Source organism: Sphingobacterium pedocola, from assembly GCF_015209965.1.
Taxonomy (GTDB): Bacteria; Bacteroidota; Bacteroidia; order Sphingobacteriales; family Sphingobacteriaceae; genus Sphingobacterium; species Sphingobacterium pedocola.
In genome coordinates this window covers 169,810-183,391 of sequence record NZ_MU158693.1, presented here as the reverse complement: position 1 = coordinate 183,391, position 13,582 = coordinate 169,810, and the positions used below count along the sequence as shown (strand labels likewise).

The window sequence follows — 13,582 nt, the reverse complement described above, 5'->3', positions numbered from 1 at the left end:
CAAGGGAATTTGCATTGGTTCTTTAACTATAAACAATATTCCTGCTACATATCCTTATTGGTGAAACTACCCGTTGAAACGACCTTATGAGTCTTTTCGAAATACTTACACATGTATGTAATAGGGCATTTCTCACATTTGGGTCTTCGTGCGAGACATATATACCGGCCATGAAGAATTAACCAATGATGCGCAATGACAATTGTGTCTTTCGGTAAATATTTTACTAACTGTTTTTCTACGGCTAGTGGGGTAGTCGCATTGCTAGTCAAACCTAATCGATTACTCACTCTAAATACGTGCGTATCTACTGCCATTGCAGGTTGGTGGAAGACTACAGACGATATTACATTTGCAGTTTTGCGTCCGACTCCAGGTAATTTCACTAAATCTTCTATTTTTTCAGGTACCTCTCCCTTGAATTCAGATTGCAGTTTTTGAGCCATACCCACCAGATGTTTTGCTTTATTATTCGGGTAACTTACCGAGCGAATATAGGTAAACACCTCCTCTGTATTACTAGCTGCAAGAGATTCCACATCCGGGAATCGTTCGAATAGGGCGGGTGTTACTTGGTTAATACGCTTATCTGTGCATTGTGCAGAAAGGATTACGGCTACAAGAAGCTCATAAGGATTACGATAGTTCAGTTCGGTTTGTGCATCTGGATTATGCGTGGAAAAATAGTCTACAAATTCTTTATACCGTTTTTTCTTTAACATGTTACAAAGATAGCAAAAAGACAAAAGCCACTCTATGATTAGAGTAGCTTTTGTTATTACTTACTTGAGCGATTTGGAGTAATTGAGTATTTTTTCAATGATATGATCACCTGGAGCTTTAGTTAATTTTTTGATAGATGCTTTTAGCTTTTCTTCAAATTGCTCTTCCGTCTCAATTTTGTTATACCCCTCTATCCCTTCGTAAGTTAGACTTTCATTTTTTGTAAAATTTTCTACCATACGCATCTTATTAATTACAATACACTTACATAACGCAAGTTAAGAATTAATATTATAGAAAATTTAACATTTTTTTACTTTTTATTTGAAATATATTTATTTGCCTCTACAATGGCATTATAAGCGTTTACGATTCCACCTCCGGTACTGATCTCGTCTAAATAAACTTTTTTAGATGATCCATCTTGATTTATTTTTACTTTTTGATCTACCTTCGTTACTGATTTTAGGATAATATCTTTTGTTTCCTGTGCAGTAAGTTGCGGGTAATAGGCTCTCAGTAGAGCTGCTAATCCAGAAACGACCGGTGCAGCCATACTCGTTCCTTGCTGGTCTTTGTATTTAGAATCTGGCATAGTGGAATGGATGGCTACGCCAGGAGCAAACACATCTACCGTTTTGTATCCGTAATTTGAAAATTCTGCCAATAGATCTCCATCTAATTTCCAAGAGGTCGCACCAACCGTAATCCAGGAAGTAGCTTCTCCGGTAATAGCACCCAAGCTATCTGTGAAGTATTTGGTCGGATAATTTTTGGATATATCAACGTTCTTGCCATCGTTTCCCGCAGCGTGCACGAGTAAAACATCTTTTTCGATTGCATACTTAACAGCTTCATCAACTACTTTTTTGTTGTAAAAATAGCCTTTACCAAAACTCATGTTAATGATTTTGGCACCGTTATCTACAGCATACCGGATTCCATTTGCTACATCTTTATCTCGCTCATCTCCATTCGGAACTACACGGATTGCCATTATTTTTACTTGATCTGAAACACCATTTACTCCTTTTCCATTATCCCGTTTTGCACCAATGATGCCCGCAACGTGCGTGCCATGGTCTGCGTCGGGCCCTTTTACATCATTATTGCCATAAAATTGCTCCATTGCATTTTCATAATTATCGCCCACAATAGGACGTGGATTAAAATCTTTATTTAAATGATATTTTACTTGATCTCCGAAGTAGGTGTCCGCATCTTTGATATCAGCATAGAATTTTTCGAACGAGTTTTTTTCCAATTCTTTTTTCGCAATGCGTACGGCCATTTTCTGACGGTCAGATATAGCATTAAATATATCGAAATCCGCTTTCGTAATATCTTTTGGATCTTTTCCGATAGCAGATACAATATTGTCCAATTCCTGTTTTAAGCGACCGTAGTTTGTTTCTCCAAATTGTGCTTCGTCCATTTTGGTGGTATAATCCGAAATCATTTTTTGATAGGCAACAAATTCTCTACGTTCGGATTCAGAAAGTGGGGTGGAAGGTAAAACGGAGATGTATTTTGGTTCGTACTTTGCAATCAATCGAGTCACTTCGAGGTTGTCGTGGTTTACATTCTCGCCGCTGGCTCCCCCAATAAAATTCCAACCATATTTGTCATCTATGTACCCGTTCCCATCATCATCTTTCCCATCATTATTTGAATCCTTTTTATTGATCCATAATACCTCTTTTAAATCTTCATGTTCAACATCTACACCACCATCTATCACTGCTACAACTACGGGAGTAGGCTTTTTTCCTTTCAGTAGTTCATAAGCTTTTTCAGTGCTGATACCCATAATACCGTCCCTTTTATAGTCCAAATTAAACCAGTTTGCTGGAGGCGTATCTTTTTTGTCTTGGGCAAAACCCATAAAAGGTAATATACCGATGCCTAATAAGGCAATCAAGTGTTTGTTTCTAAGCATATATTGCGGTTTTTTTTGTTATTTCCATCCGACTAAAACTGTTTACTAACGGACATGAAACTTGCATGAGCTGACGGTTTATTCATGTCCATTTTTGAGTGACACCTCATGTCGGTTTCTCTACACGACAAATATAGTGCTATTAATTGCTTCAGCTTGTTAAAAAAGGTAAAAAGTCATATCCTTTTTACATAACTTTACGCTATACAAGCCCTTCATAACATGATGGAAATAACAAAAATTAATTATATGATTCTAGTTGGTGCTATTTTAACTTCCTGTTCGCAGCAGTCGAAACAATCTCCTGTCGCTTGGCCCAAAGCAGAAATTGCTGTTGCTGCCGTTAAGCCCTTTAATCGTATTATGCACGGTGATACGGTAGTAGATAATTATTACTGGTTGAACGACTATTTCAAAAAAGGTCCAGATTCCACAAACGTGGTAAAATACTTGGAAGCAGAAAATGCTTACACGCAGGAAATGATGAGGAGTACGGAAAATCTGCAGACTAAACTATTTGATGAAATGAAATTCCGGATCAAAGAAAAGGACGAATCTGTTCCTTATCTTAAAAATGGATATTATTATTACCGGCGTACGGATGAAGGGAAGCAGTATTATAAGTTGTGCCGTAAAAAAGCAAGTTTGGATGCAAAAGAAGAAGTACTGTTGGATGTCGACGAAATGGCCAAAGGATATCCCTATTTTGCCGTAGGTGGATCGTCGGTAAGTCCGGATAACAAATTACTGGCCTATGGAGTTGATACAATTTCCAGGAGAGAGTACACAATTTATATTAAAAATCTTGGAACAGGAGAAGTATATGAGGAAAGAGTTGACCGGACTTCAGGAATTGCAACGTGGGCAGCGGATAATAGAACAATTTTCTATACGTCTAAAAACCCGGTTACACTTCTTTCTGAAAAAATAAAAAGACATACTTTGGGTGCGGATAGCAAACAGGATGTAACGGTATATGAGGAGAAAGACAATACCAATTATATAGGAGTAGGTAAGTCAAAAAATGCCCAATATATATTCATCTATTCAGGATCTACCTTAAGCTCGGAGGTCTTTTATTTGGATGCAAACCACCCAAATGGGGAATTTAAGCTTTTTCAGCCACGCATGAAAGAAGTACTGTACTCCGTAATTCCTTTGGTAGATCGTTTCTTGATTTTGACCAACGATGACGCTAAAAACTTTAAAGTAATGCAATGTCCTTTAGATAAAACTGGAAAAGAAAATTGGACGGAATTTATTCCCCATCGCTCGGATGTATTGGTTGAGGGGATTGATGAATTTAAGAATCATCTCGTTATTTCAGAACGTAAAAATGGACTGACTAACCTTGCTATTCGCAATCTAAGCAGTCATTCACAGCACTATCTGGATATGGGTGAACCTGCTTACAAGGTGTTTTCCAGTACAAATGAAGAATATGATTCTAATGTGGTGCGTTATGGGTATACATCATTGGTTACGCCTTCGTCTACATACGATTATAACATGGAGACCCAGAAGAAAGTGTTATTGAAACAACAGGAAGTGTTGGGTGGATACGATGCAGCACAATACGTTACTGAACGCTTGTTTGCTTCGGCAAAGGATGGGACAAAAGTACCTATTTCGTTGGTTCATAAAAAAGGTATACGGAAAAACGGCACTGCTCCGTTGCTCCTGTATGCATATGGTTCGTATGGAGCATCAATGGATGCAACCTTTAACTCTAGTCGGTTGTCTTTGCTGGATCGCGGATTTATTTTTGCCATAGCGCACATACGTGGAGGGGAGGAAATGGGACGCCAATGGTATGAAGATGGAAAGATGATGAAGAAAATCAATACGTTTACGGATTTCATCGATTGCGGAGAATATCTGATTGCACAAAACTATACGTCAAAAGGACGCCTGTATGCTGAAGGCGGAAGTGCCGGAGGATTGTTGATGGGGGCAGTGATTAATATGGCTCCTGATTTGTGGAATGGTGTAATTGCTGCTGTACCTTTTGTGGATGTCGTAAATACAATGTTAGATAAGAGCATTCCGCTTACTACGAATGAATACGATGAATGGGGAAATCCCAATGATAAAGCAGCGTATGAATATATGAAGTCTTATTCTCCATATGAAAATGTAGAAGCTAAAGATTATCCTAACCTACTCGTCACAACTGGTTTACACGACAGCCAAGTGCAATATTTCGAGCCCGCGAAATGGGTTGCTAAATTGCGTGCTACTAAAACTGGAAATCAAGTGATCCTATTGAAAACCGATATGGATTTTGGCCATGGAGGTGCCTCGGGGCGTTTTGATTACCTAAAAGATCAAGCATTGGAATACGCTTTTTTTCTTAAACTTGAGGGTATTTATGAGTAGCGTGAGGACAGTACCTCTTCTATTTTAAGGAGTCTTGTAATTGTTCCTGCTCGATTTTCCGGGAGTCTATTTGATGTTGTTTATAATTCTCGATGGCATTTCTGCTTGCTACCTGTGATACGTAGATTGCCAAGAGCGCAATAATAGTCACAACCGCTAGTCCCCATGCATATTTCTTTTTATCTTGTTTTACAAGCCAGTACATGACGAAGATATAAGGAACTGCAAAGATGATATAGAAGATAATACTTGGTCCGACCATTATAATTATATTTAATTTCCCAAAATTAGGCTATTTATTATACAATCTAAAGCTCTTTTTGTCGAATGACAAATAATTTACAACTGCTAGGGATTTTAAACTTTTTAACAGAAGTGATGTCAAATTGATAGTATGTTGAAGTATATTTTATATAATTGATTAATATTCAAAAAAACTACAAAAAGATTGCATAAAAGAAAAAAATAATTTTTTACTTTTGCGCTGTCAGTTTAAAGAAAGAACATATCGTTTAAATGTATTGTAATAAGGTAAATATGGGATGGGCAAAACAAACTTCGAGAAAGTTTGTTGGCTCTTATATGGCCGAAATATATACATTGAACTGTCCAATTTTGCGATTTCGACGACCTATTCTGCCTCGAGCTTGATGCGGAGGCAGGCTAATTCCATCTTTTTAAGATCATTCGGCTCGGTGATTCTTTTTAAATTTAGTTTATATCATAAAGCACTCAAGTGCATTAATTTTTAGGTCGACATCTTAGATGACAATTTCAGATTTTTTAATTACGCCCGCTACATCTGCCCATTTGCATTATGCTGAGCAAATCTGTGAGGAAATGTTTGAATCCGCCAAAGCTCGGGGGACAGGTATTGCCCGTCGTAAACCTGAATACGTAGCAAAGAAAATGGACGAAGGAAAGGCTGTGATTGCATTGCACAAGGACGGCACTTGGGCTGGGTTTTGCTATATTGAAACATGGGGGCATGGTGATTATGTTGCCAATTCCGGGTTAATAGTCAATCCAGCATTCCGAAAGGTTGGATTGGCGAAAGCGATTAAAAAGCGTGTTTTCGACCTTTCTCGGGAGAAATATCCGAATTCTAAAATATTTGGTCTGACTACGGGATTGGCGGTGATGAAAATCAACTCAGATTTAGGTTACGAGCCCGTTACCTATTCTGAACTTACGCAGGATGAAGAGTTCTGGAAAGGTTGTAAGAGTTGTATTAATTACGATATCCTGATGAGTAAAGACCGTAAAAACTGTATGTGTACGGCGATGCTATGGGATCCAGTAGAAAAAGAAAAGGAACTCAAAGAAAAGATTCAACGTAAGGCTGAAGCAAAAGAACGTTTGGATCGTATCGCTAAAAAGCAATCACTTTTAAAACGTATTGAAGCAAAATTGTGGAAATCTACTAAGAAATTCGTAGCGTCCGTAATTCCCATCGGTGCAAAACCGATAAAAGGATATTAATTTGTTAACTTTGCTCGGCTTAATAGCAAGCCGTGTATAAATCTTTATAAGAAGCATGAAAAAAGTAGTTTTAGCATTTAGTGGTGGTTTAGATACATCATTTTGTTGTATTTATCTAACTCGAGATCTAGGTTTAGAAGTTCATTCGGTAGTTGTGAATACAGGTGGTTTTTCAGAAGAAGAAATTCAACAGATTGAAAAGCGTGCTTATGAATTAGGTGTAAAATCACATACTACGATCGACGAAACTGAAAACTACTACCGCGAAACTATAAAATATCTGATTTTTGGAAATGTACTGAAAAATGCCACTTACCCCTTATCGGTATCTGCAGAACGTGTGTGCCAGGCAACGGCTATCGCCAATTATGTAAAAAAAATCGGAGCGGAATGTGTGGCTCATGGTTCTACGGGAGCAGGTAATGATCAGGTTCGTTTTGATATGATCTTCGAAACGTTAATTCCGGGAATAGAAATCATTACACCAATTCGTGATCTAAAATTAAGCCGTGAAGCAGAAATTGACTATTTAAATAGCCACGGTGTAGAATATTCGGCCGAAAAAGCGAAATATTCGATTAATAAGGGGCTGTGGGGTACTTCAGTGGGAGGGGCAGAGACGTTGACGTCGAACCAATATCTTCCGGAGACAGCGTGGCCTACAGCAGTGACGTCGACGGAACCCCGCCAAATAACGATTGATTTTGAGTATGGTGAACCAGTCGCTTTAGACGGACAAAAAATCGGTTCTGTAAAAGTAATTCAACAGTTACAAGATCTTGCTCAACCTTACGGCATTGGTCGCGACATTCACGTAGGTGACACGATTATCGGTATCAAAGGTCGTGTTGGCTTTGAAGCGGCTGCCCCTTTGATCTTAATTAAAGCGCACCATACATTAGAAAAACATACATTGACGAAATGGCAATTGTCCTGGAAAGACCAGATTGCTGCATTCTATGGGAATTATATGCACGAAGGTCAGATGCACGATCCCGTAATGCGTGATATTGAAGCTTTTTTACAAAGTGCTCAATCAACGGTTTCAGGTCGCGTCATTGTCGAATTACATCCTTACCGCTTTGTAATCATTGGTATTGAGTCGGATCATGATTTAATGTCCAATAAATTTGGTAGCTACGGTGAGATGAACAAAGGTTATACGGGTGATGACGTGAAAGGTTTCTCTAAGATATTTGGAAATCAAACACTGATTTGGCACAAAGTGAATAAAGGAGACTAATGAATAACATTAAAGTAGGGATCGTAGGTTCTGCAGGATATACAGGTGGTGAACTGTTGCGCGTACTTATTTACCACCCCAATGTAGAAATTGTATTTGCAAACAGTGCTTCTAATGCCGGTAATAAGTTGTATCAGGTACATAACGACTTACTGGGTGATACGGAGCTGACATTTTCTTCTGATTTTCATTCGGATATTGATGTCCTTTTCCTCTGCGTAGGCCATGGAGACGCGCGAAAATTTCTAGATGCTCATTCTGTTGATGCTTCTGTAAAAATTATCGATTTGTCACAAGATTTTCGTCTCCGTGCAAATACAATATATCAAGGAGAGAACTTTGTTTACGGCTTACCCGAATTAAATCGAGACGCTATAAAGTCAGCACGGTATATCGCTAATCCAGGTTGTTTTGCCACGAATATTCAGTTGGCGTTATTACCATTAGCTAGTGTAGGGGGATTACCTGATCAAATTCATATTAACGCGACTACAGGTTCTACGGGAGCTGGTCAAAAGCCAGGGCCGACAACCCATTTCTCTTGGCGTAATAATAACCTTTCCGCATATAAATCGTTTGAACACCAACATTTACAGGAGATATCAGAATCGCTAGATCAACTACAAAAGGGATTTTTACCGCAATCGAAAAAGTCTTTATTAGATAGAGCCTCTGAAAAAATTAATTTTGTGCCTCAACGTGGGGATTTCGCCCGGGGAATTTTTTCGACGATTTACCTCGAAACGGATTTGCCAGAAGAAGATGCTTACGAATTGTACGAAAGGTACTATGCTGTACATCCTTTTACACATGTTTCTAATCAGAATATTGATTTAAAACAAGTGGTCAATACAAATAAAAGTATTATCCATCTAGAAAAACACGGTAATAAGCTGTTGATATTGAATGCGACGGATAACTTGTTAAAAGGTGCTTCCGGTCAGGCCGTGCAGAATATGAACCTGTTGTTTGGTTTGGATGAGCGTACTGGCTTGAATCTGAAGTCGATCGGGTTTTAAGGAGCAATTTAGCCACTATATAAGAAAGCCAATTCCATCCGGAATTGGCTTTCTTGTTGGTTTATCTGTAATATTTTTAAAACGTTTTTTTGCGCAAACGTTTGATGATGCAGCGGGTATATTTTTAACAGAATGCATGTTGTATTTTTAACGCTTATTCTAATTCTAAACGTATGATAAGACAATATTTAAGAAGTGTTATTCTGTTAGGTACCGCACTCCTCAGTAACAGCCATTCAGTAACAGCTGATATTTCAGCAGATCGATTTTCTTCAGCTATTAGATTTGAGAGCAAAATATTTGAAATTCCGCTAGCAGGAAATGCGTTCTTTACCCATAAAGCCACTCATGCAAAAGAAACTATTTCTAGTGCCGGTTTGACTAATTGGTCGGAATCTTCTACCGTTACCAGTATTTACTTTAGAACTTCGAAAGGAGGGAATTTTTCTTTAAAACTTCGCGCCAAAACAGCCGAAGGTCAACAATCTAAGATTCGTGTTTCTGTCGGTGAAAAATCTGAAGAAATTGAACTAGTTTCACCTCGTTTCGAGGATATGAGTGTAGGCGAGTTTCGCGTAGCGGAAGCAGGTTACGTGAAAGTCAGTGTTCAAGGTTTGAATACTTCAGGCAATAGCTACGGCGAGATTTCGCATCTCTTAATTTCGGGTGAAGCCCTAGCAGACGGTGTGTTGTATTCCGATGATCCAAATTATTACTACTGGGCGAGAAGAGGACCTTCGTGTCATATGAATTACAATGTATCAGACATATCAGATGCTACCTATTACTATAATGAAATTACAATTCCAAAGGGGGAAGACAAGATTGGGTCATATTTTATGGCCATAGGTTTCGGACAGGGTTATTTCGGTATCCAGGTGAATTCCGAACGAGAAAGAAGGATACTATTTTCGGTATGGAGTCCATTTCATACAGATGATCCAAAAACAATTCCTGATGATCAGAAAATTGTCTTAAATAAAAAAGGTACAGATGTTCATGCCGGAGAATTTGGCAATGAAGGATCGGGAGGCCAAAGTTATTTGCGCTATAATTGGAAAGCCGGTATAACCTACCGCTTTCTGTTAAATGGAACTCCTGACGGAAATGGCCACACCGATTATTCAGCATGGTTTTTTAATCCCGATACCCAGCAGTGGCAAATTGTCGCAAGTTTCAAGCGCCCGAAGACGAATACCTATTTGACTAGTTTTCACAGCTTCTTAGAGAATTTCAGTCCTAATCAAGGATATCTGGAACGTCAGGTAGAATTCAAAAATCAGTGGGTGTACAATGGCGAGTGGAATAAAATTACGTCAGCACGATTTACAGTAGACAATACGTATCATGCTAAACAAAGAATAGATGCCGTAGGAGGAGTAACCCCAAACGGATACTTTCTGAAAAATGGAGGTTTTTTTAATGAAGTCGTAACACCTGGTAGTACCTTTTCATTTAACAATAAAAATAACGCTCCAAATATTGATTTTGCAAAATTGCCTTAAACCTAACGAGAGTATAAAAAGCTGGTGAAAATAAAAGGCCGAGTAATCGCTCTTTTATTTTTCATCAGCTTTTTCGTTACCTGACTCTTGGTTTAAGTTCTCATACGGATTTTGCTCTGATTCATTAACTTCTTTATAATTTAACGACGTTTTTGCAGGCGTAGATTCGGTTTCTACATGGATGTCCAGTTGAACTTTCTTTTTATTTCTGGGTTTCCGTACTATTCCCCATTTCATCAACAGTTCCTGTGTGGAATTCGTTTTCAAGTGTTCCTTTTCTGGTTCGCCAATTAAAAATCCGATAGCTTGCATACTTGGGATGGCGTCAAAAATGACTTTTAGTGTAGCGAAAAACGGTAATGCTAATATCAGACCCGACAAACCGAACAGCATACCGCCTAGCAGAATACCTATAATAGCCATTAGCGGATTGATGCTGACCTTACTGCCTACTATATTTGGCGTAATGATGTTGCCCTCTAAAAATTGAACAATCTGAAACCAAACAATTACCCCTATTGCGTACCAGGCACTATCTTTAACGGCTAATGCGAACAGCGCAGGAAGAATGGATCCAATAGCAATACCAATATACGGAAGCAGCATTAACAGGGAGGCCAAAGATCCAAAAAACCATGCATATTCAATTCCCATCAACATCAATCCAGCTGTGTTTAAAACGGCTACTATTCCCATTACCGTCACGAGTCCCAGTAAATAACTCTGTACTACTTCGTAAATTTTATTTAATACTTCGTTCACCTTACGTTGCGGAGTAGATTTAAATGTCTTGAAGAAAAATTCACGGAAGAAATCACGGTAGTAAAGTAAGAAAAAGCTAAAAAGAGGTACTAACACCGTGCCTGCTAAGGTATTGCCTATGGAGCCGAAAGTGCTTGATAGAAGACTGCCGGTATTTTCCAATGCTTTATTGCCCTGTTCCTGAAGTTTATCCATCATTTGGTTGCGTTCAATGCCAAATGTTTGTTGAATCCACACTTGTAACCGCTCGAATACGGAAAGAACTTTTTCTGTAATTGCGGAGGCATCCTTACCTATAATAATACTTTGGTGAACAATAAACCAGCCAATGGTAGAGATGATGGCAATAGCGACGATAACGGATAGGATTGCGGATAAGGCTTTCCCCAAGCGCAGCCTTTCAAAAAAACGTGCTAAAGGGAATAGCGTAATCGATATCAGAATAGAGAACAATAATGGTACCAGCACACTTTGCGTTAAATACATAAATGCAATGATAAGCAGGGTTGCTAATAAGCTTGAAGCCAAACCTAGTGAATACGGCCTTTTTGATGAATTATTTTCCATACGATTTAGTTTGTTAAACAACAGTTAAGTTTGTTTTTTGTTTATCAAATCCCAATATATAATATAAATTACGGAAAATAAGATGACTGTTCCATTTCCATACATAATATAAGGTACGCGGGAAATATCGTCGTGATAGATGTAACCTGCAAACAAGGCTCCGCCGCCGATTCCCATTTCCAAAGCAATGTACATAGTCGCCATCGCTTTTCCTCTATATTGCGGTAATGAAAGGTCAATCGTCCAGGCGTTTAGTGCAGGCGAAAGGATACCAGTACCTATTCCATATAGGGAAGCTCCAAGAAGGAGACCGTTAATACTATCTCCTAAACCCATTAAAAATAAAGAGACCGAGATAATTAGTAGTCCAGTTAGCATGACCTTGATTCTTCCATGACGATCTGCAATCTTGCCAGCAACGAATCGGACACCTATAGACGTTAGTGTATATGCGGTGAAAAATAATCCTTTGTTTCCAATTCCTAAGTGTTCACTCCAGTCGGGAATCAGCGTAAGGATTACACCGTAAGCCGAGTAGGATAGTAACGTTACGATTCCAGCAGGAATTGCCCGTCGTTCAATGATATCGGATCGCGAAATGCGAAGCATAGTCCTCGAAAATTTCTGTTTTGGAATTAATGTTTCCCGTATGTTCATCACAATAACGATGGAAAGTAAGGCGAATGCAGACGAACAGTAAAACATGGTATGTATATCAAATGCTTGTGCTACGGCACTTCCCACGGCTGGTCCAATTGCGCCCCCTAGGCTAAAGCATAATCCGTGCATACCTAAAGCTTCGCCCCATCGGTGAGCAGGAATGATGTCCGCAACATAGGCCGACGTTGCGGTGGGTTTAAAACCTGTAGAAAAACCGTGAATTAATCGTAAAAGGAAAAATCCGGCAACAGAACTTAAAAGCGGATAGAGTAGACTACAGATTACACAGACAATTGATCCGATTGCCATCACAGGTACTCTTCCCCATTTGTCAGTAAGTCGACCACTAAAGGGTCTCGATATGCCAGCCGTAAGCGTGAAGAGTGCAATGATCAATCCTTTGTGTTCCGCTCCCCCTAAAGAGGTGAGGTAATTTGGAAGTTCTGGAATGATCATGTTAAAACTTGCCGAGAATAACAATGAACTCAAGCACAGCAATCCAAATTGTAAAGTATATATCGATTCCGGCTTTTCGGACATTTTATTACTTTTTTGTTAACATGTTTTGTCTCGCTATTTCGGAACAAAATATAGTCGTAGCCACTGCGACATTTAATGATTCAGCACGACCGATTCTCGGAATAGTTACAGCCTGTTGTATTTTGTCAATTAGATTTTTTCGAATTCCATTTCCTTCGTTCCCCATAATAATTACCCCTTCCTTCCCGAAATTAGTTTCGTAAATATTGTCCCCTTCGAATAGGGCGCCGAACGTGGGTAAAGTACATTGTGACATGAATGCTTCGATGTCGATATAATAGATCTGTATTCTGGAAAGCGAGCCCATCGTTGCCTGAACTACTTTTGGGTTGTAAGTATCTACAGTACCTGTCGAGCATAAAATAGTACCGATGCCAAACCATTCAGCCGTGCGTATGATCGTACCTAGATTGCCCGGATCTTGAATGTCGTCCAAAATGATGCTGTGTTTGCCTTTTAGTGTACTTACATCCAGCTGTGTTGTCAGCGGAATTTCTACGACCGCCAATGCCCCCTGCGGATTTTTAAGACTACTTATCTTAGCAAGCTCCGCTTCAGTAACTTCTTCACATTTTATATTTTGAGAGATTTTACCCAATTTTACGCGTATATCTTGTGTAGTGAATATTTTTTGTACATTGTAAGAAGAGTGAACAAATTCTACGACAGATTTGATACCTTCGACCACAAATAAATTGTATTGTGTTCGGAATTTTTTATGTTGCAGTGATGTTATGAAACTGATCTGCGCTTTTGACAACAT

12 protein-coding genes are annotated in these 13,582 nt (G+C 38.9%); 5 read left to right on the top strand and 7 right to left on the bottom strand.

Going from position 1 to position 13,582, the window contains the following annotated elements; translation table 11 throughout:
* Window positions 1-44: 44 nt before the first annotated feature.
* From nth to C4F40_RS20400, 3 genes are all read right to left on the bottom strand, one after another.
* Window positions 45-722, bottom strand: coding sequence for an endonuclease III (nth, locus tag C4F40_RS20410; protein WP_196941275.1), 678 nt, complete (start codon window positions 720-722; stop codon window positions 45-47).
* A 60-nt stretch (window positions 723-782) separates the two neighbouring features.
* Window positions 783-968 carry a hypothetical protein gene (locus C4F40_RS20405; RefSeq protein ID WP_196941274.1) on the bottom strand — a complete coding sequence of 62 codons (186 nt, stop codon included), beginning with the start codon at window positions 966-968 and terminating at the stop codon, window positions 783-785.
* 68 nt (window positions 969-1,036) lie between these two features.
* Window positions 1,037-2,662: a S8 family peptidase gene (locus C4F40_RS20400; RefSeq protein ID WP_196941273.1), complete on the bottom strand. Its 1,626-nt coding sequence runs from the start codon at window positions 2,660-2,662 to the stop codon at window positions 1,037-1,039.
* 222 nt (window positions 2,663-2,884) lie between these two features.
* On the opposite strand from C4F40_RS20400, the gene C4F40_RS20395 reads away from it, so the two are divergent.
* A complete protein-coding gene (locus C4F40_RS20395) occupies window positions 2,885-5,041 on the top strand; it encodes a S9 family peptidase (RefSeq protein ID WP_313785885.1) in 2,157 nt (718 codons plus the stop codon).
* A 19-nt stretch (window positions 5,042-5,060) separates the two neighbouring features.
* Here C4F40_RS20395 and C4F40_RS20390 read toward each other — a convergent pair whose 3' ends face one another.
* Entirely contained in the window at window positions 5,061-5,303 is a 243-nt protein-coding gene (locus C4F40_RS20390) for a hypothetical protein (protein ID WP_196941272.1), read from the bottom strand.
* Between the two features lie 503 nt (window positions 5,304-5,806).
* Here C4F40_RS20390 and C4F40_RS20385 point away from each other — a divergent pair.
* The 4 genes from C4F40_RS20385 (at window position 5,807) to C4F40_RS20370 (ending at window position 10,290) form a co-directional block, all read left to right on the top strand.
* A complete protein-coding gene (locus C4F40_RS20385; protein WP_196941271.1) occupies window positions 5,807-6,523 on the top strand; it encodes a GNAT family N-acetyltransferase in 717 nt (238 codons plus the stop codon).
* Window positions 6,524-6,578: 55 nt separating this feature from the next.
* Window positions 6,579-7,766, top strand: a complete 1,188-nt coding sequence (gene argG / locus C4F40_RS20380; protein WP_196941270.1) for an argininosuccinate synthase — start codon at window positions 6,579-6,581, stop codon at window positions 7,764-7,766.
* Entirely contained in the window at window positions 7,766-8,785 is a 1,020-nt protein-coding gene (argC, locus tag C4F40_RS20375) for an N-acetyl-gamma-glutamyl-phosphate reductase (protein WP_196941269.1), read from the top strand. The genes argG and argC overlap by 1 nt, the downstream gene beginning before the upstream one ends.
* 173 nt (window positions 8,786-8,958) lie before the next feature.
* On the top strand, window positions 8,959-10,290 hold the full coding sequence (locus tag C4F40_RS20370; RefSeq protein ID WP_196941268.1) for a DUF3472 domain-containing protein: 1,332 nt from the start codon (window positions 8,959-8,961) through the stop codon (window positions 10,288-10,290).
* Between the two features lie 54 nt (window positions 10,291-10,344).
* Here the strand turns inward: C4F40_RS20370 and C4F40_RS20365 are convergent, their stop codons facing one another.
* From C4F40_RS20365 to C4F40_RS20355, 3 genes are read right to left on the bottom strand one after another with little or no spacing between them, the layout of a single operon-like run.
* Window positions 10,345-11,619, bottom strand: a complete 1,275-nt coding sequence (locus tag C4F40_RS20365; RefSeq protein ID WP_196941267.1) for an AI-2E family transporter — start codon at window positions 11,617-11,619, stop codon at window positions 10,345-10,347.
* 24 nt (window positions 11,620-11,643) lie between these two features.
* Window positions 11,644-12,819: an MFS transporter gene (locus tag C4F40_RS20360; protein ID WP_196941266.1), complete on the bottom strand. Its 1,176-nt coding sequence runs from the start codon at window positions 12,817-12,819 to the stop codon at window positions 11,644-11,646.
* A 4-nt stretch (window positions 12,820-12,823) separates the two neighbouring features.
* A complete protein-coding gene (locus tag C4F40_RS20355) occupies window positions 12,824-13,582 on the bottom strand; it encodes a TrmH family RNA methyltransferase (RefSeq protein WP_196941265.1) in 759 nt (252 codons plus the stop codon).